The sequence below is a fragment of the Acidimicrobiales bacterium genome (assembly GCA_016794585.1).
GTDB lineage: Bacteria > Actinomycetota > Acidimicrobiia > Acidimicrobiales > DATDAH01 > JAEUJM01.
In genome coordinates, this window is sequence record JAEUJM010000003.1 from 25415 (window position 1) to 50561 (window position 25147).

Annotated in this window: 18 protein-coding genes; 8 read left to right on the forward strand and 10 right to left on the reverse strand. The window is 73.7% G+C overall.

Translation table 11 applies throughout. The features are described from left to right. Nucleotides 1-28: 28 nt before the first annotated feature. From JNK12_01610 to JNK12_01625, 4 genes are all read right to left on the reverse strand, one after another. Nucleotides 29-2428 (reverse strand): ATP-binding cassette domain-containing protein, encoded by a 2400-nt coding sequence (locus JNK12_01610; GenBank protein MBL8774590.1) that lies wholly within the window; start codon nucleotides 2426-2428, stop codon nucleotides 29-31. Further along, the gene (locus JNK12_01615) at nucleotides 2425-4887 is read right to left on the reverse strand and encodes a B12-binding domain-containing radical SAM protein (protein MBL8774591.1); all 2463 of its coding nucleotides are present in this window, start codon (nucleotides 4885-4887) and stop codon (nucleotides 2425-2427) included. The genes JNK12_01610 and JNK12_01615 overlap by 4 nt, the downstream gene beginning before the upstream one ends. After that, nucleotides 4884-7394 carry a B12-binding domain-containing radical SAM protein gene (locus JNK12_01620; GenBank protein ID MBL8774592.1) on the reverse strand — a complete coding sequence of 837 codons (2511 nt, stop codon included), beginning with the start codon at nucleotides 7392-7394 and terminating at the stop codon, nucleotides 4884-4886. The genes JNK12_01615 and JNK12_01620 overlap by 4 nt, the downstream gene beginning before the upstream one ends. 69 nt (nucleotides 7395-7463) lie before the next feature. Beyond that, on the reverse strand, nucleotides 7464-8627 hold the full coding sequence (locus JNK12_01625) for a cytochrome P450 (GenBank protein ID MBL8774593.1): 1164 nt from the start codon (nucleotides 8625-8627) through the stop codon (nucleotides 7464-7466). A gap of 19 nt (nucleotides 8628-8646) precedes the next feature. Between JNK12_01625 and JNK12_01630 the strand changes: the two genes are divergently transcribed. Both JNK12_01630 and JNK12_01635 read left to right on the forward strand, forming a co-directional pair. After that, nucleotides 8647-9507, forward strand: coding sequence for an ABC transporter permease (locus JNK12_01630; GenBank protein MBL8774594.1), 861 nt, complete (start codon nucleotides 8647-8649; stop codon nucleotides 9505-9507). A 51-nt stretch (nucleotides 9508-9558) separates the two neighbouring features. Beyond that, entirely contained in the window at nucleotides 9559-10803 is a 1245-nt protein-coding gene (locus JNK12_01635) for a right-handed parallel beta-helix repeat-containing protein (GenBank protein MBL8774595.1), read from the forward strand. 42 nt (nucleotides 10804-10845) lie between these two features. Here the strand turns inward: JNK12_01635 and JNK12_01640 are convergent, their stop codons facing one another. Continuing rightward, nucleotides 10846-11805: a glycosyltransferase family 2 protein gene (locus tag JNK12_01640; GenBank protein ID MBL8774596.1), complete on the reverse strand. Its 960-nt coding sequence runs from the start codon at nucleotides 11803-11805 to the stop codon at nucleotides 10846-10848. Between the two features lie 102 nt (nucleotides 11806-11907). Between JNK12_01640 and JNK12_01645 the strand changes: the two genes are divergently transcribed. From JNK12_01645 to JNK12_01665, 5 genes are all read left to right on the forward strand, one after another. Continuing rightward, nucleotides 11908-14277, forward strand: a complete 2370-nt coding sequence (locus tag JNK12_01645; protein MBL8774597.1) for a DUF4012 domain-containing protein — start codon at nucleotides 11908-11910, stop codon at nucleotides 14275-14277. Nucleotides 14278-14351: 74 nt separating this feature from the next. Next, the gene (locus JNK12_01650; protein ID MBL8774598.1) at nucleotides 14352-15263 is read left to right on the forward strand and encodes a TIGR01777 family oxidoreductase; all 912 of its coding nucleotides are present in this window, start codon (nucleotides 14352-14354) and stop codon (nucleotides 15261-15263) included. A gap of 14 nt (nucleotides 15264-15277) precedes the next feature. After that, a complete protein-coding gene (locus JNK12_01655; GenBank protein ID MBL8774599.1) occupies nucleotides 15278-15898 on the forward strand; it encodes an HAD-IB family hydrolase in 621 nt (206 codons plus the stop codon). A gap of 44 nt (nucleotides 15899-15942) precedes the next feature. After that, on the forward strand, nucleotides 15943-17043 hold the full coding sequence (locus JNK12_01660; GenBank protein MBL8774600.1) for a hypothetical protein: 1101 nt from the start codon (nucleotides 15943-15945) through the stop codon (nucleotides 17041-17043). Beyond that, nucleotides 17040-19097: a hypothetical protein gene (locus tag JNK12_01665; protein MBL8774601.1), complete on the forward strand. Its 2058-nt coding sequence runs from the start codon at nucleotides 17040-17042 to the stop codon at nucleotides 19095-19097. The genes JNK12_01660 and JNK12_01665 overlap by 4 nt, the downstream gene beginning before the upstream one ends. 69 nt (nucleotides 19098-19166) lie before the next feature. On the opposite strand, the gene JNK12_01670 is transcribed toward JNK12_01665, so the two are convergent. After that, nucleotides 19167-19928, reverse strand: a complete 762-nt coding sequence (locus JNK12_01670; protein MBL8774602.1) for an SDR family NAD(P)-dependent oxidoreductase — start codon at nucleotides 19926-19928, stop codon at nucleotides 19167-19169. A 9-nt stretch (nucleotides 19929-19937) separates the two neighbouring features. Further along, nucleotides 19938-20678: a hypothetical protein gene (locus JNK12_01675; protein ID MBL8774603.1), complete on the reverse strand. Its 741-nt coding sequence runs from the start codon at nucleotides 20676-20678 to the stop codon at nucleotides 19938-19940. Nucleotides 20679-20722: 44 nt separating this feature from the next. Here JNK12_01675 and JNK12_01680 point away from each other — a divergent pair, with 44 nt between their 5' ends. Further along, nucleotides 20723-21451 (forward strand): aspartyl/asparaginyl beta-hydroxylase domain-containing protein, encoded by a 729-nt coding sequence (locus JNK12_01680; GenBank protein MBL8774604.1) that lies wholly within the window; start codon nucleotides 20723-20725, stop codon nucleotides 21449-21451. Between the two features lie 27 nt (nucleotides 21452-21478). Here the strand turns inward: JNK12_01680 and JNK12_01685 are convergent, their stop codons facing one another. From JNK12_01685 to JNK12_01695, 3 genes are all read right to left on the reverse strand, one after another. Further along, nucleotides 21479-23056, reverse strand: coding sequence for an SGNH/GDSL hydrolase family protein (locus JNK12_01685; protein ID MBL8774605.1), 1578 nt, complete (start codon nucleotides 23054-23056; stop codon nucleotides 21479-21481). Between the two features lie 32 nt (nucleotides 23057-23088). Then, nucleotides 23089-23406 (reverse strand): hypothetical protein, encoded by a 318-nt coding sequence (locus JNK12_01690; protein MBL8774606.1) that lies wholly within the window; start codon nucleotides 23404-23406, stop codon nucleotides 23089-23091. 199 nt (nucleotides 23407-23605) lie between these two features. Continuing rightward, nucleotides 23606-25099, reverse strand: coding sequence for a cryptochrome/photolyase family protein (locus JNK12_01695; GenBank protein ID MBL8774607.1), 1494 nt, complete (start codon nucleotides 25097-25099; stop codon nucleotides 23606-23608). Between the last annotated feature and the right edge of the window lie 48 nt (nucleotides 25100-25147).

Consider the following 25147-nt stretch of genomic DNA (forward strand, 5'->3'; position numbering starts at 1 on the left):
TGACAGGTCCCCCGCCGGGGTCCTCCCGTCACCCCTGCTCGAGGCGCTGCACCGTCCAGTCGATGCCCGGAACGAAGGTCACGTGCGAACCCGCCTCGGGTGATCCGATGACCACCTGCTCCCACGCTTCGGCGAGGACCACCTGACGGTGCTGGTCCACGGCGGTGACCACCACGTCGACCACGCCGACCAGACGGCCGACCGAGGCGGTGCACCGATAGCGGTACCGGCCGGCCTGGGTGAGCTCCTCGCCTGGGAGGACCACGGTCTCGATGACGGCGCTCAGGGCCTCGCGCTCCTCCAACGAGAGCACGATGTCCCGGCTGTGCGGTGGCGAGCGAAGGGCCACCTCGAGGCGGGCATCGGGGACGGGCTCGTCCACGAAGAGCACCCCCTCGACGGTCAGGGTGCCTCCGTTCGGCACGTGCCGGCGGTCCACGTCCAACCGGGGAAGGCGCACGCCTCCCTCCGCGTCATGGGCGCCGCCGGCCCAGCTCGTCCCGGCATAGGCCCCGACGACGACATCGGTCGGGCCGTCATCGACGCAGCGGCCGCCATCGAGGCGGAGCACGCGCTCGCACACCTGCTCGATCAGCTGCAGGTCGTGGGACACGAACACCACCGAGAGACCCTCGCGTCCCCGCGCCGCGAGTCGGTCGATGGCCACCCGCCGGAACTCCTCGTCGCCCACCGCGAGCACCTCGTCGATGAGGAGCAGGTCCGCCGGGCACACGAGGGCCATCGACAGGCCGAGCCGTGCGGTCATGCCCGTCGAGTAGGTCTTCAGTCGATGATCGATGACCGCACCGAGGCCGGCGAGCTCGACGGCCTCGTCCACGTGATCGTCGAGGTCGCGGGCGGCGACCCCCATCAGCCGACCGAGCACACGAAGGTTCTCACGGCCGGTGAGGTCCCCCAGAAACCCGGAGCCGAGCTCGAGGAGCGACACCACCCGCCCGCGGACGGCCACGGTGCCCGCGTCCGGGGCGGTGACACCGGCGATGACCCGCAGCAGGGTCGTCTTGCCCGAGGCGTTGGGGCCGATGAGGCCGACCGCTTCGCCGGGACCGATCTCGGCCCGGAGGCCATCGAGGGCGATCACGTCGGGGTGGCGGAGCGCACCGGACCGACCCGGGAGCGCGGGCCGAAGCGACGCCCCGTGCGTGCGTGAGCGGTAGCGCTTCGTGACCCCGTCGAGCACGACGACCGGAGGGTGGAGCGAACGACGCGACCCGCCGGAGCTGCGCAGACCCGCGTGGCCGTCCTCGGACTCGGGGTGCAGCTCCCAGCGCATCGGCACGGTCATGGCCACGCCCATGGAGGTGAGACGGCGACCCGCCAGCTCGCCCACGACCTCGGCATCGAGGGCCGTGCGGTCCAGCACCCGCTGGCGCTCACGGTCGACGAGGCTGACCACGAAGCGCATGTTCCGCCCCACGCCCCAGACCTGGTCGGTCGACCCGGTGAGGCGGTAGCGGCCCGGCGCCGACAGCGACGCCAGCGCCTCGGTGGACGAGCTGACGACCTGGTCGGGCGCCACCATCGGGAGCACGACGTCGAAGCCGATCGCCGGGTTCGCCAGAGGCTCCGCCAGGTCCACGTCGACCGTCACCCGCAGCGAGTCGGGTCCGGTGGCCCCGGTCTCCACGCCCACGGGGTGGAGCCGTGCGGTCGACCCGCGGTCCGCAGGGATGCGTGCCGCCGACCGGGTCAGGTAGCGCTCGATCACCTCTCGGGTGGGGCCGTCATCGACGATCCTGCCGTTGCGGAGCTGGATGACGCGTCCGCACACGGTGGCGACCATGCCCATCTCGTGGGAGACGAAGACGAGGGTGGTCCCCTCGGCGACCATCGCCCCGATGTGGGCGAAGCACTTCGCCTGGAAGTCCTGATCGCCGACGGCCAGCACCTCGTCGACGACGAGGACGTCGGGACGCACGTCGGTGACGACCGCGAAGGCCAGGCGGGCGCGCATGCCCATCGAGTACTGCTTCATCGGGAGGTCGATGGCGTCCTCGAGGCCCGCGAACGCAACCACCCGCTCCGTCGCCTCGTCGATCTGGGCGAGCGTCTGGCCGTGGAGGACCCCGAGGCACCGGAGGTTCTCCAGGCCGGTGAGATCGTCGTGGAACCCTGCCCCGAGCTCGATGACGGAGCGGGCGGTGCCGACGACCTCGATCGATCCCGCAGTCGGACGCGTGATGCCGGCGATGATCTTCAGGAGGGTCGACTTGCCGGCGCCGTTCGGCCCGATGATGCCGAGGGACTCGCCACACTCCACGTCGAGGTCGATGGCCCGCAGCGCGAGCTCGGTGACCTCGGGGTCGGTCCCCGGGTGCAGGGCGGCCCCCATGCCCGTGCGTCCGCCCGGTGCGCCGTAGGCCTTGGACAGCCCCCGGACACGGACGGTGGGGCGCCCGCCGCTCACCCGACGAGGGCGGCGTCGGTCGCGTCGACCGGCCTGGGCGCCGCCCCGCTGAACACCGGGAGGCGCACCATGAGCGGCGAGGCCAGCTCGTTGGCGGTGTTCTGGCCGATGGCGAAGTCCCCTTCGAACACGAGATCGCGACTGTCCCCGGAGAAGTGCAGGCCAAGCTCGCACAGCTGCAATGGATCGCCGGTGACCGTGAAGGTGGCCGGCGGGTAGGCGGCGAGGGGTCGCGGCGGCGTCGACGCCCGACCCGTGGTGAGGAGGGTCGCCGACCCTTCGCGGTGGTAGCGCTCGTAGTCGTGGTCGAGCTCGACCGTCTGGGGGAGCCGCCTCCCGGGGGCGGGCATGAGGGCCCGTTGCAGCCGGAGGACCGTAAGCAGATCCGACGCCGCCGGATCGAGGCCGAAGTCCTCCGCGAGGAGTCGTCCCACCTCGCCGTAGAACGCCCGCCAACCGACCGGCGCGGTCGGGTGCAGGTCGAACTGCGCGCACAACCAGGTCAGGAGCGGGAACCGCTCCGGGGTGGCGGCCGTGACCGCCAGCAGGTGGTCGAGAAGCGCCGTCAGGGTGATGTCGTGATCCCAGTGGAGGAACCAGCCCACGTGGCGCAACACCCCGAGCCGGTTGGCGATGATCTCCGCCCGGCGCAGCGCCAGGGCCCGGTCACGCTCGGCCGGCGACAGCTGGGCGGTCGAGGTCACGAGGCCCTGATCGTCGATGCGCAGGCGGAACCGGGCGCGGTAGCCCGGCTCGTTCAACGGTGAGTTGGGCAGCACCTTGAGCACCCAGGTACGGGCCATGATCTGGTGGTCCACGAAGAACTGGAGGTCGCGGCGGTACGACTCGAAGGTCTGCCCGGGAAGGCCGAGCAGGAGGTCGCCCATCAGGGGATGGCCGCGCCGGCGCAGGTCGGCGGCCATGGCGAGGTAGTGATCGGTCGAGATGTTCGAGCGGTCGACCGCCGCAAGGGTCTGCTCGTCGATGCTCTGGAGCGAGATCGCCGTCGAGATCAGGAAGCCGGCGTCCATCACCTCGTCGAAGATCCGGGTGATGTGGCGCGTGGTGTTCTTGGGTGGGGTGAAGCCGAGCCCGGTCGGGCTGCCGGTGCGACGCCGGATGTCGGCGAGGCCCCGGGCGAGGTCGACGTCGCGTGCGAGGATCCCGAAGTTGGCGTCGCAGAGCTGGAGGCCGGGGATGCCTCGCGCCGCCACCCACTCGAACTCGGCCAGCACCCGCTCGGCGGAGAACTTGCGGATGCGGGAGAGGGTGGCCGAGCCCCAGTCGCAGAAGGTGCAGCCGTACGGGCACCCGCGGTTCGTCTCGATCGACACGGCGAAGGGCCAGGCACCCGGGTCGATGTGATCGAACTCCCCCGTCAGGTAGGGCGACGGCAAGGCATCGAGATCGGCCACCCGTTCCGGCTCGGCGGTCCGCACGACGGCGCCGTCGACCGGGTCCCGGAACGTCAGACCGGGGACGTCGCGCAACCGATCGCGGTCGAGCGCCGGCAGGGTCGGCGCCAGCGCCTCGAGCAGCATGCAGAGGGTGTGCTCCCCCTCGCCCCGCACCAGGACGTCGGCCACGTCACCGTGGGTCTCCAGGAACCTCGCCGCGTCGTCTTCGTACTTCGGGGTGCTGGGCCCCCCGTGGACGACCACGAGGCCCGGGCGGAGCTCCTTGGCCCGGCGGGCCACCTCCAGGTTGTGGTCCAACGACCACAGGTAGTTGGAGCAGAGGAGGACGGCCGGGCCCTCGCCGCCGGCGAGCGCCCCCAGGAACTCCGAGGGGGTCTCGGGACGGCGGATGTCGTAGTGCTCGCCGAGCGCCCCGCCCCGCCACGCCCTGGCCGAGGCGGTGAGCATCCCCAGCGCCAGCGCGGGACCGACCCGTTCCTGCCACACGGCGTGGACACCGATCCTCGCGGGGTCGGTGGGACAGCGACGATCCTCCGGCGGGAGGCGGAGGTCGGGACCCAGGTCGCCCACGACGTCGACGTCGTCGGGACCGGGTAGTGCCCACGGCTCGGGTGCTCCGGGCGCGAGGGTGCGCAGGCGCCCCGCGGCGGCGAGGTCGCCGAGGCGCGCCGCGGCGTCGTGGACCCCGGTGAGCTCCGCGAGCTCCCGGACGACCCTCGGCCCGTCGAGGCGATCGAGCAGGCGCAGGTCGTCCTGGTCGAGCACCCGCTCCACGCCGTCGTTGCCCTCGATCACCACCCCGTCCGCGGTCACGGCGCCGACCCACCGCCAGACCGGCGCCACGACGTCGGACGGAGCCAGCGGGACGACCGGCGACGCCCCCGGCGAGGTCCGCTCACCACCCGCCGGCCCGGCCGGCGTGGCGCCGGCGCGCCGGAGGGCGTCCAAGACGTCTCCGAGCGAGGCCACCGCTGGTGCGGTATCGGTCACCGCGCCGAGCGCCCAGCCCCGAGGATGGCGGACCACGAAGGTGGCGGTCATCCGATCGTGGCCCTGACCCTGACAGGGGTGCCGGCGGCCGCGCGGTCGCCGGCGGCGGCGAGCTCGAGGTCCCGGGTGGCCGGCGCGACACGGGTGAGGGGGCTCAGGAGCTCGTGCGAGCTGCCCACCCCGAGCCAGAACTGACCGAGCATGGCCTCGTCACGACTGTCGCCGGCGAAGCGCAGCCCTCCGCTGCACAGGTGCAGGGGGTCGCCCGTCACGGTGAGCTCGGCCTGAGGGTGAGAGCGCAGCGGACGATCGGGCCCCGAGGCGTGACCGGTGGCGAATAGTCCGGCGGTGGCGTCGCGGTGGTAGGCGACGTAGTCGTGGGCGAGCGTCACCGTGTCGGGGAAGTTCCGTTGCGGCGCCGGCATGAGGGCCCGCTGCACGGCCAGCACGGTGGCGACGTCCGACGCCCCCGGGTCGAGGCCGAAGTCCTCCTCCAGCAGACGGCCCACCTCGTCGTAGAACGCTCCCCAGCCCACCGGCACCGTGGCGTGCAGGTCGAAGTAGGCGAAGACCCAGCTCAGCAGCGGGAAGCGGTCGGGCGAGCCCGCCACCACGTCGAGGAGATGGTCGAGCACCGCGGTCGCCGCCACTCCGTGGTCCCACTGGAGGAAGCGCAGCACGTGGATGAGCACGCCGTACTGGTCGGCGATCACCTGCATCTTCCGCAGTGTCAGCATCCGGCGCCGGTCCTCGTGGGACATGGTCGAGGTCGCCGTGATGATGCGGTCCGCGCCCGTCTCGATCCCGAAGCGGGCCCGGTACCCGGGGTCGTTCAGGGGGGCGTTGGGCAGCGCGCGCAGCGACCAGCTGCGCGGCGAGATCTGGTGGTCGAGGAAGAACTGGAGGTCGGCCCGGTACGAGTCGTAGGTCTGGCCGGGCAGCCCGATGAGCAGGTCGCCGGTGAGGGGAAGGCCCCGGCGGCGGAGATCGGCGGCCAGCGCCAGGTACAGGTCGGTCGAGATGTTCGACCGGTCGACGGCATCGAGCGTCGCCTCGTCGATGGTCTGCAGGGAGATGGCGGTCGATACGAGCAGGCCGGCGTCGAGGACGGCGTCGAAGATCTTCGTGATGTGGCGGGTGGTGTTCTTCGGCGGCGTGAAGGCGACGATGCGAGGCGCTCCGCGCCCGCGGCTGATGTCGGCGAGACCGGCGGCGATGTCGACGTCGCGAGCCAGGATGCCGAAGTTCGCATCGCAGAGCTGCACGCCGGCGATGCCGCGATCGGCCACCCATCGGAGCTCGGCGAGCACCCGGTCCACCCCGAACTTCCGCAGGCGCGAGAGCGTCGCCGACCCCCAGTCGCAGAACGAGCACCCGTAGGGACAGCCACGGTTCGTCTCGATCGACACGGCGAAGAGCCAGGCCGAGGGGTCAATGTGGTCGAACTCCCCCGTCAGATAGGGCGACGGCAAGGCGTCCAGGTCGGCGACCCGTTCCGGCTCGGCCGTGCGCACGACGGCGCCATCGACGGGGTCCCGGAAGATCAGCCCGGGGATGGAGCGCAGGCGGTCCCCGTCGAGCGCGGGTAGGGAGGTCGTGAGTGCCTCGAGGAGACGACAGAGCGTCACCTCCCCCTCGCCGCGCACGAGCACATGGGCCACGTCGCCGTGGGCCGACAGGAACGCCCGGGCGTCGCCGTCGTAGCTGGGCGTGCTCGGGCCGCCGTGGATGACCACCAGTTCGGGGCGCAGCGCCTTCGCCCGGCGCGCCAGGTCGAGGTTGTCCTCCAGCGACCAGACGTAGTTCGAGCAGAGCAGCACGGCGGGCCCGGTGCCGTCGGCGAGCGACGCGAGGCACGCTTCGGCGGTCTCCGGGCGGCCGATGAGGTAGCGCCCGGCCAAGGCGCCGCCGTCCCATGCCCGGGCCGCGGCCGTGAGCATGCCGAGGGCGAGGACCGGGCCGACCCGCTCCTGCCACACGGCGTGGACGGGCACGCGCCCGTCGGTGGCGCCCGGATCGCTCGCCGCCCCGGGCCGGGGGGCCGGCGCCGCGAAGGAAGGGCCCGACGATCCGTCGTGGAAGGGACCGGGGTCCGCGGCCGCGGCGGCGACGGCCGGGGCCGACGGCACCGGGACGTCGGTTCCCTCGGGGAGGCGCCGCACGAGACCCTCGTGGGTGAGCGACGCGAGTCGTGAACCGGCGTCGGCGACGCCCGCCCGCTGCGCACGCCCGACCACCTCCTCCGCCGTCCCGCCTGGGTCAAGCACGTCGAGCACGACCAGGTCCTCGCCCGTGAGCAGGAGCCGGCCTCCGCCCGCCCCCTCGAGCTCCACCCCGCCGGGGACGATGCGTCCGACCCACGCCCACACGGGGAGCAGCACCTCGAGGTCGCCGAGGGGACTGCTGGAGACACCTCGCGCCGCTGCGATCGGCCGATCCTGCGCACCGCCGACGGCTGCGAGCAGCCCCTCCAGATCCCACGGGGCCGGGGACGAGCCGGGCACCGGCGCGGACCACCACCGGCCACCATCGCGGACCACGAAGCCCGCCTCAGGCATCACACCCACTCGTACGACCTCCTGGGGCGACACTGTACGGGACCCCTCGGCCACCGAGGCTGCCGAGGGTCAGTCCCAACGGGCGTAGAGGTGATCCGGAGCGCGCAGGTCGATGCCGACGACGCGGGGCGGGGGGGCGTCGGGATCACGGCGGAGCCTGGGGAACGTCGCCAAGAGCGCGGTCAGGCTGTGCTCGAGCAGCACGTGGGCCAGGTGCACGCCCAGGCAGGCGTGCACGCCCATGCCGAAGCCGGCATTGGGCTTTGCCGGTCGTCGGATGTCGAAGCGATCGGGGTCGGGCCAGCGGTCCGGGTCGTGGTTCGCCGCCCCCAGCACCACTCGCACCGCCGCGCCCTCGGGGATGGTCGTCCCGGCGAGGCGCACCGGACGGCGGGCGATGCGCGGCACGGAGACCGCGGGGCACTCCCAGCGCACCGCCTCCTCGACGGCGGCGGGGGCCAGGCCCGGGTCGCGCCGGACGGCCTCGAGCTGGTCGGGATGGGTGAGGAGGCCCGAGAGGAGGTTGCCGAGGCCACGGGTGACCGTGTCGGTCCCGGCGATGGCCAGCAGGCGCACGTGGCTGAAGACCTCGAGATCGGTGAGGGGGCGGCCGGCGACGGTGCCGTGGGCGAGGACGGAGACCAGGTCGTGGGCGGCAGGAGCCGATCGTCGCTCGTCGATGACCGGAGCCAGCCGCTCCCGGAGCGCGTCGGCGACGACCACCGCACGCCCCGGGTCCCTCCGGGCCAGCACCACCGCCTGCTCCATCAGGGCATCCGCCCACTCGTCCGAGAGGCCCAGGAGCGCGGTGAGCACACGCACCGGGACCGGCTCGCACAGCGCCGAGAACAGATCAGCGCCGTCCTCGCCCGCCAGGGCGTCGATCGCGGCGTCGACGGGCGCGGTGACGGCCGTGCGCAGACGCCCGCCGAGTGCGGCGCGGGAGAACGACGCTTGGAGGACCCCGCGGTGGTGGCGATGGTCCGGAGCGTCCATGCCGAGCAGCACCTCGCCGTAGCGCCGGCCGAGGCCCATCTCGTCGTGGTAGAGGCAGGCCGAGAGGCCCTCGTCGGCCAGCGCCGCCCGAACGGGCTCCCACCGGTACACGCCGTACCACTGGCGCGTCCCGTCGGCGGTCTCCTCCCGCTCCTCGACCACCACCTCGCCGAGGCCGCGTCGACGGGCGAGCTGGGCGTAGAGGCCGTCGTCTCCGGCTTCACCCCCGGGCAGCACTGTGCAACTGTATGCGCCCATGGTCGCTGCCGGTGCACCCGTCGGAGGGCCACCGGATGCCGTCACCCCTGCTGCGCTCCCGGTGGCCGGGTCGTTCCCGACCGGGCCCGTCGGGCGGGCGCGCTGGACGTTCGAGCTCGTCCGGGTGCTCGCCCCCCGCGAGCTGCGCACCCGTTACCGGCAGAGCGTCCTGGACATCGCGTGGGCCCTCATCAGCCCGATCGCGGTACTGGTCGTCTACGGCATCGTGCTCACCCAGAGCTTCGACGTCAGCGGCGAGGGCATCCCGTACCTGAGCCTCGCCTGGAGCGGCCTCGTCCTGTGGACCTTCTTCGCCACGTCGCTCGGTTCGTCGGCCTCGAGTCTCATCTCGTCGAGGGACCTGGTCACCAAGGTGAATTTCCCGAAGGAGGCCCTGCCGCTGTCGATGGTCGGTGCCTCGCTGGCCGATCTCGGCATCGGGCTCGTGACCGTGTTCATCCTCGCTCTGGTCCAGGGAATCGAACCGACCTGGACCGTCGTGCTGTTCCCCCTCCCCTTGCTCGTGCTCATCGCGTGGGCGTCCGCGCTCGGCATCCTGGCGGGCGTCCTCGCGGCGTTCGTGCGTGACATCCCCCACGTGGTGCAACTCGTCGTGCGCGTCGGCTTCTTCGCCACGCCGGTGATGTACGACGCCGCGATCCTGCCACCGGCGTTCCGGTGGACCGCGTGGGTGAGCCCCCTGGCCGTGTCCATCGAAGCGTTCCGCGACGCCGTGTTGCGCGGCCACGTCCCGAACCTCGCCCTGCTGGGCGTCCACTTGGCCCTCGGGCTCGCCCTCCTCGTCGGCGCCGTGGCCTACACCCGGTCGGTGGAAACCCGCATCTCCGACTTCATCTGAGCGCGGTCGCATCCGGATCGCCGACCCACCTCACGGCTACCCTCGCCGCCCGTGGCCCCCGGACCCGTCGTGCTCGACGTCACCGAGTTCGGGGCGGTGGGCGACGGCGTGGCCAACGACGGGCCCGCGGTGCTCCTCGACGCCTGCTTCAAGGACTTCGACGGGTTCCGGACAGCCCGCCCCACCTTCGACACCGACGCCGGGGCGACGTTGTACCTGCCCGCCGGCACGTACCGCCTCGGCGCGCTGCCGGGCTACGACCGGCACCACTCCTTCCCCTTCAGCCGCTTCCACATCCGCGGCGACGGCCCCGGCAAGACGGTGGTGCTGCTCGACCACGTCGAGTACCCCAAGGTGCGCATCAGCATCCACGGCGACGGCCGCTTCGGGGGCGGCCTCGACACCTCCATCAGCGATCTGACCATCACCTCCAACCTCCCCGACCCGGGCAACCGCACGAGCGCGGACATGAACGTGCACCTCCGCGACCTCACCGGGTTCCGGGCCGAGCGGGTGGAGGTGTGCAACGGCCCGCGCATCGGCTTCCACGTCAACAGCTGCACCGGGGTGACCCTCCGAGACGTCCACGTCCACGACATGTGCACCGACGGCATCCACCTGATCGGCTGCCACGACGTGCTCGTCGAGGACTGCTCGTGCGCGGACACCGGCGACGACGCCATCGCGATCTGGGGTGGCAACTGGTGGAACCCCGACCAGTGCACCGACGTGATCGTGCGTCGCAACCGCATCGAGCGAGCGGGGTCCAACGGCATCGCGCTCGCCGGCTGCGACCGGGTGGTCATCGAGGAGAACACGGTGACGGGGACGTACCTCAGCGGCATCGGCATCCGCCCCATGCCCGACTACGGCCCCGTGAGCGGGGTGACCATCCGGGCCAACCGCGTCGACGACGCCGGCTTCCACGAGACCGGCGTGCTGTGGGGCGGAGGCGTCGCGTCGGGCATCGCCGTGGCCGACGACATCGGCACGGGCGCCTCGATCCGCGGTGTGCGGGTCGTGCGCAACTCGGTCGGTCGGTGCCGCAACAACTTCGTGCGGGTCCTGGGCGCCCAGGACGTGCGCATCGTCGAGAACGAGCTCCGCGGCCCCCTCGTCCCCGGGGCCAGTGCCAACCAGGGCTCGGGCGAGGGCAGCGCGAACGTCGACCCCGGCCGCTACGACCCCATCTACGTCGCCGACAGCGACGGGGTGGCCGTCATCGGGCACGTGCAGGGGTGGCGCCGTGCCGCCCGCAAGGTGCGGGGCCTCACCCGGCCGGCGCTCGACCTCTGAGCCGATACCCGGCGACGGCCTCGGCCCGCGGCGAGCCCCGCGTCAGCGGGCGTCGCGGTTCTGGCCGGTGACCAGCTCGGTGGCGTTCTCGAACAGCGCGGTCGGCGCCACCCTGGCGTAGCGACGCACCACGGCCGCCTGCCCCCGCGCGACCTCCCAGCGGCGGTGGCGGAGCGCCTTCACGACGTCACGGGCCGCCCAAGAGACCAGTGAGGCCCGGGCCCGCTGACGATCACGCTCGGAGAGGCCCGGGTGGTCGACCCACGCCCGGTGGAGGCGCTCGCGTGCCGCCGCGGTCTCCCCACTCGCCTGCTGGTCGGCGGTGGCCATGGCCCCGTGGAGGCGACGCCGCACGAGTGGCTCGGCGAGGTAGCGGACCGGCCCCTGGCCGGCGAGGCGGAGCACGAGATCGAGGTCGGCGACGTGGCCCATGTCCTGCCGGTACCCGCCCACCGCCTCGAACGCCGCCCGGCGGAACATGACCGCCGAGGGCTCGCCGTACACCTGGCCGTTGCGCAGGCACAGCCGCACGAGGGTGTCCTGGTCGAGCGTGTACCGACGCTGGGCGACGAAGATGCGCTCGCGTCGGTTCGGGCGCCGGGGCACCGCCACCTCCCGGTCGTCGTGGTCGATCCACACCTCCCCCGACGAGCAGGCCACCGCCTCCGGGGTCTCGGCGAAGGCCTCGAGGTAGCGCCCGATCAGCCCGTCCCCCAGCTCGTCGTCCTGGCCGAGCACCATCATCAGCTCCCCGGTGGCCCGACGTCCTGCCTCGTTCCAGTTGGCGACCATGCCGAGGCGCTGCGGGTTGTGCACGACGGTGACGTCGGCGAGTCCCACCCGCCCGACGAGGGCGTCGAGCCCAGGCGTCGCCGAGTCGTCGGTGAGCACGACGTCGAGACCGTCATGACCCTGGGCCGCGATCGAGGCCAGCAGGCGCTCGAGGTGACGGGGCTGCGGCTCGTACACCGGGATGCACAGGCTGACGGTGGGGGGCGCCATGGTCGAGACGACGCTACCGCCCTGCTCCCACGGGCCGCCGGAAGCCCGGCGGCATCCACCGGTAGGATCCGGCGGCACCGACGCGCCCTCTCCCGGAAACCCTTGGCGACCTCCACCCCCACCCTCACGCTCGACGACCCCCGCACCCCGCCGGCCTTCGTGGCCCCGCTGGTGTGGGTCGTCGCCGTCGGCGCCGCCGTGGCCGCGGCCTTCTGCGGCGCGGAGCCGACCGGCTGGGTCGTCAGCGATCTCGCCTGGACCGCCGGCTTCGCGCTGGTGGTCGTGCTGGCGGCGGCACGCGCCCGACGATGGACCTGGCTCGTGCTCGCAGGGGTCACGGCCACCGCCGCTCAGGGTGGCGTCGCCCTCGCCATCAGCCTGGCCGCGCTCCTGATCGCGTTCGTGGCCGCGGCCCTCGACCGACGGTCCCGGGAGTACCAGCCCCTCGTGGGCGCGGTCGTCGCCGCGCTCGCGCTCCAGGTGCTGCTCCGCCTCCATGACATCGAGCCGACCGGCGCCAGCGCGCTCATCACCGCCGCGGCCACCCTGCCGGTCCTCGTGTCGGGCCTGCGCCGGTGCTCGTCGCGCACCCGCAACGCCTGGGGCTGGGGGATCGCCGTGTTCGTGGTGGTCGCCGGGCTCGCCGCCGTGGGTCTCGCGGTCGCCGCCTTCTCCGCCCAGCCCGACCTCAGCTCGGGGATCACCCAGGCCCGCAACGGCTTCGACAAGGCCCGCGACGGTGAGGGAGCGGTCGCCGCCCGTCGGTTCACCCGCTCGGCCGCCTCGTTCGGCACGGCCCACGACACCCTCACGGCCCCGTGGGCACTGCCCGCCCGTCTCGTCCCCGTCCTCGGCCAGCAGGCGGCCGCCGTCCAGATCATGAGCGACGAAGGCGCCTCGCTGGCCTCGTCCGCCGCCGCGGCTGCCACCGACGCCGACGTGGACGAGTTGCGCTTCCAGGACGGGGCCATCGACCTCGATCTCGTCGCCAGCTTCGAGCAGCCCCTCCGGGACGCGGAGGCGGCGCTGCAGGGCGCGGCCGACGCCGTGGACGCCGTGCAGTCCCCGTGGCTGGTCCAGCCGCTGGCCTCCCGCGTCGAGAAGTTCGACGACGAGGTCGACCGGGCCCTGCCCGACGCGCAGATCGCCATCCAGGGTGTCGAGCTGGCTCCCGCCCTGCTCGGCGGCGAAGGCGAGCGCCACTACTTCCTGGCCTTCCTGACCCCGAGCGAGAACCGCTCGCTGGGCGGGTTCATGGGCAGCTTCGGCGAGCTCACCGCGATCGACGGCGACCTCCAGCTGACGCGCTCGGGCAGCATCGAGGACGTCGAGCTGCCCGCCCGGGCCAACAACGCCACCCTCAGCGGCCCCGAGGAGTACCTGGCCCGATACGACCGCTTCAACATCCCCGACTACATGGGCGACGCGGGGCTGTCCCCGGACATGCCGTCGGTCGGCCAGGTGCTCTCGGAGCTGTACCCGCAGGCCGGCGGCCAGCCCGTCGACGGGGTGATCGCCGTCGACCCGGTCGCCCTCCAGGCCATGTTGAACTTCACGGGCCCCATCACCGTGACCGGCTACCCCGAGCCCCTCACCGCCGAGAACGCCGCTGACGTCCTGCTGCGCCAGCAGTACCTCACCTTCGACCAGCGCGCCGACCGCAAGGACTTCCTGGAGGAGGCGACGCAGAAGACCTTCGACCTCCTGACCACGGGCGACCTCCCCGGCCCCCGCCAGGTCACCGAGCTCCTCGGTCCCATGGTCGACCAGGGCCGACTCATGGCCTTCGGCGCGGCCGAGGACGAGCAGGCCTTCTTCGAGCAGGTGGGCCTCGACGGCGCGTTCCCCCGCGCCCGTGGCGGCGATCTCTTCGGGCTGGTGACCAACAATGCGGCCAACAACAAGATCGACATCTTCATGGAGCGCACGATCGACTACGCCGCCTCCTACGACCCCACCACCGGCGCCGTGGAGGCCACCGCGACCATCACCATCGCCAACAACGCGCCGCCCAGCGGCCTGCCCGACGTGATCTTGAGCAGCGGCGACCGGATCCGCGGCGGGGACACGCCGCTCGGCACCAGTGGCGTGAACTTCTCCGTCTACAGCCCGCTCCAGCTCGACGACGCCGTCGCCCGGTCGGCGCTGGGCGAGGGGGCCCAGTTCATGACCTCCGAGCAGGAGTTCGGCATGTTCGTGTACTCGGCGAGGATCAACATCCCCGCGGGGCAGACCGTCACCATCGAGCTCCGCCTGTCCGGCACGATCGACGCGTCGGACACCTACCGCCTCACCGTGGCCAACCAGCCGACGGTGAACCCGGACACGATGACCCTCTCGGTGTCACCCGAGGCGGGGTACACCGCCGAGCGCGGCGGTGGCTGGGAGGTCGCCGACGACGGCACGGCGACCCGGGCCGCCGAGACCACCGACGGCGACCAGCGCTACCGCCTCGAGCTCGTGGAGCCCTGACCGGGGCCACCCGCGCCACCAGCGTCACGACCTGGACCGGGTCGCCCGCCACAGGCCCCTTGTAGCTTGGGGCGATGGACATCGCCATCACCGGTTCGACCGGCCTCATCGGGGAGGCGCTGCGCACCCGGCTGCTCGCCGATGGTCACCGGGTGGTCCGGGTCGTCCGCCACGCGCCCGAGGGGCCCGACGAGATCCGGTGGGACCCGGGCGCCGGGCGGCTCGCGGCGTCCGACCTCGACGGCCTCGACGCCGTGGTCCACCTCGCCGGTGAGGGCATCGCCGAGAAGCGGTGGACGCCCGCCCAGAAGGACCGGATCCTCACGAGTCGGACCGCCGGCACCACGCTGCTCGCGGAGCGCCTGGCCGAGGCCGGCGACGGGCCGAGGGTGCTGATCAGCGGCTCCGCCATCGGCTGGTACGGCGACCGTGGTGACGAGGTGCTGACGGAGGCCTCCCCGATCGGCGACGGCTTCCTCGCCGATGTCTGCCGCCAATGGGAGGCCGCGGCCGACCCGGCCCGCGCCGCCGGCGTGCGCGTGGCCCACATCCGCACCGGCATCGTCCTCGATCCGCACGGCGGTGTCCTGGCCAAGCAGCTCCCGCTGTTCAAGGTCGGGCTCGGGGGGCGCATCGGGAGCGGCCGCCAGTACATGAGCTGGATCGCCATCGAGGACGAGGTCGGCGCCATCTGCCACCTGCTCGACCACGAGGTCGAGGGCCCGGTGAACCTCACCGCTCCCGACCCCGTCACCAATCGGGCCTTCACCGAGGCCCTCGGCGCCGCCCTGCACCGCCCCACCGTCGTGCCCGTGCCCGGCTTCGGGCCCAAGCTCCTCTTCGGTGGCGAGCTCGTGGACGAGCTCCTCCTCGCCAGCCAGCGGGTGCTGCCCGAGCGGCTCACCGAGTCGGGCTACGCGTTCTCCCAGCCCGAGCTGGGTCCCGCGCTCGAGACGCTGCTCGCCCCCACCCCCGCCGGCGGGTGAGCACCCCCCGCCGCGTGGCGGCGTTCGATTTCGACGGCACCCTGACGCCGCGGGACACCCTGGTCCCCTTCCTCGCCCGCAGCTACGGGCGCCGGCGCCTCCTCCAGGTCGCCGCCTCCGTGGGCCCCCCGTGGCGCCTCGAAGCCGAGGTCCACCGGCGGGACCACGCCAAGGCCCAGCTACTGCGCCGCCTGACCCGGGGCGACGATCCCGACCGCCTCGCCGATCTCGGCCGGAGCTACGCCGAGCGCCTCGAGGGCGTGCTGCGTCCCGAGATGCGCGAGCGGGTCGAGGCCCACCGCCGGGCCGGGCACGAGCTCGTCGCCGTCTCCGCCTCCCTCGTCACCTACCTCGACCCGCTCCTGGGCGAGCGCCTCGGCTTCGACCAGGTCATCGCCGTCGAGCTGGCGGTCGGCGCCGACGGCCGCCTGTCGGGCGAGATGGTGCGTCCCAACGTCCGCGGCCCGCAGAAGGAGGTGCGCCTCCGCGAGTGGCTGGCCGCCACGGGCGAGGCCGACGACGTCGAGCTGTGGGCCTACGGGAACTCCTCGGGCGATGCCGAGCTCCTCGCCATGGCCGACCACGCCGCGTTGCTGGCCGGGCGGGGACGGCCCGCGCTCCCCCCGCTGGACTGACGGCCGGATCGGCCGGTCGGCCCGCTCCCCTACGCTGACCGGCGATGCCCCGGTCGTCCGTCCCGCGCCTGGTCGCGGTGCCGGGCGAGCCCGTGGTCGTCGTGCCCGACGCCGGCGACCACGTGCGCACCGACGCCCTGCTCACCCTCGTCTCCTGGCTGGCCGAGGCACGCGGGGCACCGCCCACCGTCGTCTGCTGGCAGACCGGGGAGCGCGTGGCCGAGTTCCGACGCGTCGCGGCCGTCCTCGACGCCGGCGCCATCAACGAGGCGGTGCCCGCCCGTGCCCTCGCGGCCGCCCGTCTCACCCCCCTCGCCCGGGCCTGGAAGAGCCGGCGCCTGCGCCGCCTCCTGGCGCCCCTCGCGGACGCAGACCTCCTGGTGCTGGGCGGGGCCGACACCGTGGCGTTGCTCGAATGGCTGCCGCCGCGCGCGGGCCGGGAGGTGGCCGTGTGGCTGGGCGACGACGATGCGCCGCTGGTCGATCGCGCGGTGTCCGCGGGGAGCTCGTTCCTCGTCGCCGGTGACCGGGTGGCGGCGGCGCTCGTGGCGCAGGGCGCCGCCCCGGCGCGGCTGCTCCGCGTAGGCGAGCCGCTGGTCGCTGGTCCCGAGGGCGACGACGACGCCGACCGCCCGTCGAGCCCGGCGGGCCCTGGTCGCATCGCCGTTGTCGGGGCCGGGCCCGGCGACGACGATGCCCTACCTGGACTCGTCGCCGCCGTCCTTGCCGGAGCGACGCTCCCGCCCCCTGCCGTCGCGTGGGTCCGCGGGGACGGCGACCCGGCGGCGAGGTGGGCCGACGACCGGTACGCCGGCTTCGAGCACGAGGTCGTCGACTGGACGCCTCAGCACGCCCGCGACCACCTCGACGAGGTGGTCGCGCTCGTCGTGGTCGGCCCCGCCGACCGACTCCTCGTGGCGGAGGCCGCCGTGCGGGGCGTACCGGTGCTCGCCGGCCTCCCGGTCGGGATCCGAGGCGCGGTCGAGGCGACGGACGCAGAAGGCCTGCACGATCTCCTCACCGCCGTGGTGACGGACCCGACGGCGACAACCGCGCTCGTGGACCGCTCTCGGGAGGCGGCCCGTCCCCACCTCGTCGACCAGGCGGGTCGGGCGACGCTCGCCGCACTGGGGATACCACGGTGACCACCCATCCGACCCCGCCCGCCGCGGTCCCGCTGGTCGACGACACCCACGAGACCGTCGTGGCCCGGCTGGGGGCACTCGCGGCCGACCGGCCCGACGCCGTCGCCCTCGAGGCCGGGGCCAGCGTGCTCACCTACCGCGAGGTGCACGAGTGGGCGGCCCGGGCCGCGACCCAGGTCACCGAGGCCGATCCGGGCCCCGGCCCGGTCGGGGTCTGGGCCCCTGCGGGCACGGCCGAGCCGGTCGTCGGGCTGCTCGGCGTCCTCGCCGCGGGCCGGGCCGCACTGGTCGTGGAGCCCGCCGCCCCGGACCCGCTCCTGCGGCGCTGGCTCACCGCCGGCCCCGTCGGTCTCATCGTGGCGACCGGCGGCGACCGCGCTGAACGCGCCGAGCTGTCCCGTCGCACCCGTCGGGCCGTCATGGACACGACCGCGCCCTCCCCTCGCGGGTCCGGCACCCCACGGACAGCCGGGCCGAGCGCGGCCGATGCCGCCGTCGTCGCGCCGACCACCTCGCCCGACCACCCCCTGCGGTGGTCGACGCACGCCACCCTTGCCGCACAGGCCCGGGCCGACGCGGCCGTCGCCGGGCTCACGCCCGGCGACCGGGTCGCCGTCCCCGTCCCCCTCGCCTCGGCCCCGGGCCGCCGTGGCGTGCTCGCGGCCCTTTGGGCCGGCGCCACGGTCGTGCTCCGCGAGCCCGCCCGATGGCCGTCGGCCGAGCTTCGGGCGTGGCTGGCGGCCGAGCGCGCCTCCGTGCTGGCCTCGACGCCCTCATCCGTGGCGCTCGTCGACGCCGCCGGCGGCGACGCCCTCCCCGGGCTGCACACCGTCCTGCTCCTCGACGCGGCGGCGGCCGATGCCCGACCGTCGCTGCGCGCCGCACCCACCGCCGCGGTGGTCCCGGCACCCGAGGTCGTGACCCCCCTCCCGGACCGGGCGACGACGTCCGGGGACTCCGACGGAGGGGGCGAAGGACCCGACCTCGGTGACGTTGAAGGCTCCGGAGACGCCACTCCCGACCACCCCCTCGCCGTCGCCCTCACCGCCATCTGGGAGGAGCTGCTGGGTGTGTCCCCGGTGCCCCGGGACGAGGACTTCTTCGCCCTCGGCGGCTACAGCCTCCTGGCGGCCCGCATGCTCGTCCTGCTCGAGGAGCGCACCGGCGTGCGCCTGCCGATGGCGGTGTTCCTCGAGGCCACCACCGTCGAGGCTCTCGCCGCCGCCGCCGATGCGCAGGCGGCGGCGTCGTCGCACCCGCTCGTCGTGGCGATCCGGGAGGGCGACGCCGCCCTGCCGCCCCTGTTCCTCACCCACGACCTCCAGGGCTCGGCGTGGCGTTTCCGCCCCCTGGCCGAGGCCGCCGGGGGCAACCAGGCGACGTACGGCTTCGAGTCCCCCTTCCTCGAGGGTCGGGCCGACTTCCTCACCATCGGGTCCCTCGCCGCGCACTACGTCGAGGGGGTGCGGGCGGTGCAACCCGAGGGCCCGTACCACCTCGCCGGCTACTCGTTCGGCGGGATCCTCGCGTTCGAGATTGCCCGCCTCCTGCGAGCCGGCGGCGACGAGGTCGCCCTGCTCGGCATCGTCGACGTGGGTCCCGGCTATCGGGGCCTCGACTACTCGCGGCGGCGGGAGCCACCCCTCCCCTACCTCCGCGACGCGGTCGAGGGGCCCACCGGTCGTCTCCCCCGCTGGGCCCGGCCCGCACGGCGTCTCTGGCTGAACCGCTGGGTCCTCCCCCGGCGGTGGCGGCGACGGGCCCGCCAGGGCGGCTCGGTGCCCGCCGACCAGCGGCTGTGGTTCGCGTGGTGGTCACACTGGCACCTCGTCGGGCCCGACTGGGCACCGTCGCCCTACGACGGGCGCATCGACCTCTTCTGGGCCGAGACGACCGAGGGCACCGACGCGACCATGGGCTGGGGCCGCACCGGCGCCGAGGTGGTGGTCCATCCGGTGCCTGGTCGCCATGAGTCGCTCATGGACCCTCCGGCGGTCGACCACATCGGCGTCGGCCTCCGGACGCGACTGGGGGCCGGGTCGGCGCCTCGCTGACGCCGCCCGACCCCCGGGTGCACCGGCCACCGGAGCGACCGTCCGATCACGCCCGACGGGCGGTCCGACTCACTTGGGGGGCATCCGGATGCCGCCGTCGAGGCGGAAGGTCTCCCCGTTGAGGTAGCCGTTGGTGACGAGCTCGAGCGCCAGCGACGCGAAGTCGTCGGGCGTGCCGAGGCGCTTGGGGAACAGCACGCTCTGGGCCAGCACGTCCTTCTGCTCGTCGGGCAGGAGGCCCAGCAGGGGCGTGTCGATGAGGCCCGGGGCGATGGTGTTGACCCGGACGCCCACGGCGGCGAGATCGCGGGCGATGGGCAGGGTCATGCCCACGACGCCGCCCTTGGAGGCGGAGTACGAGGCCTGGCCGATCTGGCCGTCGAAGGCCGCCACCGAGGCGGTGTTGACGATCGCACCGCGCTCGCCGTACTCGCCGGGCTCGGTCTGGCTCATGGCCGAGGCTGCCAACCGGATGCAGTTGAAGGTGCCGACCAGGTTGACCGAGACCACCTTCTCGAACGCACCGAGGTCGGCGGGGCCCCCGCTGCGATCGACCGTGCGCTGCGCCCACCCGATGCCGGCGCAGTTGACGAGGACGCGCAGCGGGCCGAGCTCGCTGGCGGCGTCGACCGCGGCCTGTACCTCTTCGGTGCTCGTGACGTCGGCGTGCACGAAGATGCCGCCGAGCTCGGAGGCGAGAGCGTTGCCCTTGTCGTCCTGCATGTCGAGCACCACCACGCGTGCGCCTTGGGCGGCCAGGCGGCGAGAGGTCGCCTCACCGAGGCCCGAGGCGCCGCCGGTGACGATTGCGGAAACTCCATCGATGTCCATGGCGGGAGACTACGCAGGGCCCGGTCCGGCGGGCGAGCCGGGAGCGGGCGACGGGGCCGCGGCCACCGGGTCCTCCAGCAGTGGCTCGAGCGCCGTCGCGAGGGGCCCGGTGCCGGCGTCGGTCAGCAGGTCGCGGTGGGCCACGGGGAGGCGCACCACGTGCACCGACGCCGCCCACGGGCCCCACCCCTGTGTGGGGCCCATCGAGGCCGTGCCCTCGGCCCAGAGGAGGTGCAGCGGACCGTCGTAGCCGCGCGGGGACCAGCGACCCATCGTGAGGTCCCACTGCCGGCGCTCGGCTGCCGCCGCGGCCCGGCCGGGTGACCATGGACGGGGCCGGGGCGGTCGCTGATGGTCCGGCCCGAGATGGCCGGGGCCGCCGTCCACGGCCACCACCACGGCGACCTCGAGCCCCTCCCGGCGCAGGAGCCGCGCGGTCTCGAAGGCGACCACCGAGCCGGTACCGAGACCCACGAGGCGATACGGGCCGACGTGGGGGTGGCGTCGCAGGTCGGCCACGTGGCGGAGGGCCAACCGGCCCACGCTGGTGAACCGCTCGGGGCGCAGCCCGGCCAATGGCGAGGCGAGCGCGAGCACCGGGCGCCGCTCGCCGAGGGCACGGGCCAGCGGGACGAGCGGCGCCACCTGCCCACCGCCGCCGGGCACGAGGTGCACGGCCGGTACGGCGGGATCGCCGGCGTGCAACACGACGACCGAGGAACGCCGCCGGCTGGGGAACGAGCTCAGCACCGGCGCCATCTTGGTCCATCGGGGCGCGCGGGTAGCATCCGCGCATGAACGCACGGCGCCGCCAGTCGGCGATGGAGCGCATCGAGAACACGCTCTCCAAGCTCGTCGACCTCGACCGTTGGCTCATCGACCGGCACTTCCCCATCACCAACCAGTCGATCGACCCGCTCACCATCCCCTGGGCGCCCGCAGTGGCCGCGCACTGGCCCGACATCCGCCGTGAGCTCGACGACCTGCTCGCCACGGGCATCCAGATGCCCGACATCAACGAGGTGATGGGCGAGGAGCTCGGCGCCGAGGGTCCCTGGACCACCTACATCCTCTATTCGTTCGGCTCCTGGGTGGAGGCGAACGCGGCCCGCTGCCCCGCCACCGCCGAGGTGTGCCGCGGGATCCCCGACCTCGAGATCGCGGGGTTCACCGTCCTCGACGGCGGCACCCACATCCCGCTGCACCGCGGGCCGTTCCGTGCCCTGCGCTACCAGCTCGGGGTGAAGGTGCCCGAGCCGATCGGCGCGTGCCGCCTCCAGGTGGCCGACGAGGTCATCGTGTGGGAGGACGGCAAGAGCCTCGCCTTCGACGACGCCTGCGAGCACGAGGCGTGGAACGACACCGACGAGGCCCGCTACGTCTTCTTCGTGCAGACCCGCTGGCCCCTCCCGGGCTGGGAGGGGATGGTGCACCGCGGCATCCACCGCGTGCTCGCCCTCGCGGCCCGCAGCGTCCCCACGCGCGCCGAGGAGCTCGACGTCGCCCTCAACGGCTGGCGCTGAGCCCGTCAGCCCCCGGCGCCCGCCCGATCAGGGGGCCGGGGTGGCCGGCGCCGCCGCGGCGATCGACGGGTACATCGCGGCGGCCACCGCCCGGGCGCCGTCCTCGTTGACGTGCACGATGTCGCTCAGGACGGGCACGTCCAGCTGATCGAAGGCGGTCGAGATGTCGATGACGCCCTCGGGCAGCGCCGCCCGGACGCGGGCCCAGAAGGCACGTAGCGAGCCGTAGATCATCTCGTCCATGCCCTGCACGGCCAGCAGCTCCTCCTCGCCGGGATCGAGTGGTGTACGGGTGAGGAGGTCCGGCTGCCAGAAGTGCAGCACCGGCACGCCGTAGGCGTTGCCGAGGTTGATCGAGAGCTCGATGCCGTCGCCGTAGACGCCGACGATGTCCTGCACCAGGTCGTCGAGCGAGACCTCACCCGCGGGCACGGGGGCGTTGGCGGGGAGCAGCGGCGAGGGCGCCGCGTCGGAGGGTGTGATGCCCGTCGCGGTCATGGCCTCGCGGATGAGGTTGGACTGGAGCTGACCGGGCTCGCCGGCGACGTCGCGGTGGGCCAGGGCGTTCTGGAGCTGCAGCGCGATGTCGTTGATGCCGTCGTAGAACACCACCAGGTCGGGGCGCTCGCCGGACACCAGCAGCTGGGCGAAGATCTGTGTCTCCTGGTAGTTCGTCAGCCCCTGCGCGCCGTAGTTCCGGGCCCGGATGGGCCGGCCCTCGGCCTCGCCCAGGCGGACCACCTCGGAGGGGATGGTGTGGTCGTCGCGCTGGCCGTCGAAGCCGAACATGGTCGAGCCCCCGAAGAACCAGACGTCCAGGGGCTCGCCGGGAAGGGTGGTCTCGTAGCTGCGCCGCACCCGGTTGGTCACGTTGACGTACCGGCTCTGGAAGTCCCGGAGCGACTGGTCCTGGGTGGGCGTGTACACGCCGCCGGAGGCGACCTGGCCCAACTGGGTCTGCATCTCGTCGACGTAGGGCAGGTCGCGCAGCGCCGCGGAGTCACGTGGGCCCGGCCCGGACACCCCCTGGAACTCCTGTTGAGGTGTGGTGCGCCGGTCGATCACCACGAAGATGCCGACGGCGAGGGCCTCGACGAGGAGCACCACCGCCACGACACGGACGGTCCGCCAGCGGCGGTCGTTGCGGCTCTCGGGGGCCAGGGTCGAGCGCTCGTCGGCGTAGCCCTTGCGGGGGCGCGAGCGATGCTCGGGGGAGCGCTCCTGCCAGCCGTCGCCGCCGCTGGTGGGTCGCAGCGTGTCCACCCGGAACAACCGGGCGATGAACCCCGCGGGCGTCAGGATCAGGTAGTGCACCGGCACCAGGAGGACGAAGGTGAGGCCGACACCCACGCCGTGGGCGATGCGGTGCTGGAGGCGGTGGAAGGCCCGCACGAACCCGTCCGAGGCGAAGGAAGCGACGCCCACCCCGATTGCGCCGGCGACCGCCACCAACGCGGCGATCTCCCGGCCCAGCAGGGTGAGGAGGGCCGCCACGATGCACAGGCCGATGGACGGGGCGATGCGCTGTCGGGTGGTGATCGGCGGCGGCCCGCCCGTCGTGGCGCCAGGGACGTCGCTCGTCCGGGCGGCCCAGTCCCCGGGCATCTCCGAGCGTTCGGTCCGGTCGCCTTCGGCGGTCACGGCCCCGGTACCCCGAGCTCGTCGTGGTACTGGCACGCCAGCACCACCTGCGTGTAGCGGCCCCAGAGCTGCGGCGGGACTCCGCTGGGAGCGTCGGAGGCGAGCAGCTCCAGCTGCTCCGACGGGAACTCGTCGTAGAGGTACCCGCTGATGCAGTCGGCCGTCTCGGGCGTGAACTGCTCCCGGGCGATCAACGCGGCCTGGAAGTCCTCAGGCGTGATCGCGACGTCGCCACCGCCGTCGTCCCCGCAGGCAGTGAGGGCGAGGCTCAGGGCCACCACCACCACGACGGCGGCCGCCACGCGGCGCGTCATGGCTGGAGGGCCCGCCGCGGCGTGGTGGGCGCCTCGGGGCGAGCGACGGGCACCGGCACGGCCGAGATCATGCCAGACCCCGCCCTCCCCGCACCCGTCACCCGGCTCACTCCTGCCCCCCGTGGCCGCCCGCGCGGTAGATCCACCCCCACCACACGCCGCCACGGCCCCGGTCGGGCGCGCCGGCGACCCGCAGGGCTCAGACGGTGCCGGCCCGCAGCCCCTGGCGGATCTCGACGGCCCGGGCACGCACCTCGGGGAGGTCGGCGAGGCGATCGAGGCCCCGCACCGCCTGGGCCATCCGGGCGTTCCGCGCGAACCGCTCCCGATGACGGTCGAGGAAATCCCAGTACAGGGTCGTGAACGGACAGGCGCGCTCACCCACCCGCTTGGTGGGGTCGTAGGCGCAACCACGGCAGTGGTCGGTCATGCGGTCGAGGTAGCGACCCCCCGACACATAGGGCTTGGTGGCCATGCGCCCCCCGTCCGCGTGCAGTCCCATGCCGATCAGGTTCGGCAGCATCACCCACTCGTCGCCGTCGACGAACGAGTCGGTCATCCAGCGCACGACCTCCCGGGGCTCGACGCCGGCGAGGGTCGACAGGTTGGCGAAGACCATGAGCCGCTGGATGTGGTGCACCCACCCGCGGTCGTGGAGCCCCTCGACGGCCTGCTGCACGCAGCGCATCCGGGTCCGCCCGGGCACCCGGAAGGCGACGGGCAGGGGTGCGTGCGCCTCCAGCGCGTTCTGCTCGTCGTAGCCCGGCATCCCGTGCCAGTAGGTGCCCCAGACGTACTCCCGCCAGCCGATCACCTGGCGGACGAAGCCCTCCGCAGAGGCGATGGGCACCCGGCCGTCCCGGTAGGCGGCCTCGGCGGCGTCGGCGACCTCCCCGGGGAGGAGCAGGCCGACGTTGAGCGGCGGGCTGAGCAGCGTGTGGGCCACGTGCCAGCTGCGCTCGACGATCACGTCCTCGTGGGGGCCGAACATCGGCAGGACGACGTCGACGGCGTGACGCAGGCGCGCCAGCGCCTGGCGACGACTCGTCGGCCACCAGCCCTCGGGGTCGGCGCCGAAGCCCTCGGGACCGATCGCGTCCAGCACCTCCCGATCGACGTCGTCGAGGGCCGAGCGCACCGGTGTCGGCCAAGGGTTCGCCTCCTTCGGCGGCGGCTCCCGGTTCTGGTCGTCGAAGTTCCAGCGCCCGCCGGCGGGGTCGTCGCCGTCCATCAGGTAGCCGAGGCGGGCGCGCTGCCAGCGGTAGAAGTCCTCCATGCGCAGGCGACGGCTCCCCCGGCCCGCCACCCACGCCGCGAACTCGTCGGGATGGCAGAGGAACTGGTTCGACCGGACCGTGGTCACGCCTTCTCGCCCGAGCACCGCCCGGGCGGCCCACGAGTTGGGCTCGGTGGCGACCACTTCATCGGGCCGGCGCTCGCGACGGTGGGCGGCCAGCCCGGCGAGCAGCGTCGGCGCCCGCCGGTGGTCGACCTCGAAGCCGGCGGCCTCGAGCTCGGTGGCGAAGCGGCGCAGCGCGGCGACGACCAGGTGGGTGCGCTGCCGGTGGCGGCGCCCGTCGAGCTTGGCCCGGCTCTCGACCAGCAGCACCCGGTCCTCCCCCGGCCGGGCGTCGGCGAGCGCCCCGATCCGCCGGTTGAGCTGGTCCCCGAGGACCCAGACCGTGCGCGCCACCCGAGCATGACACCACACGGCACGGGGCCCGCCCTGGTGCAGGCACCG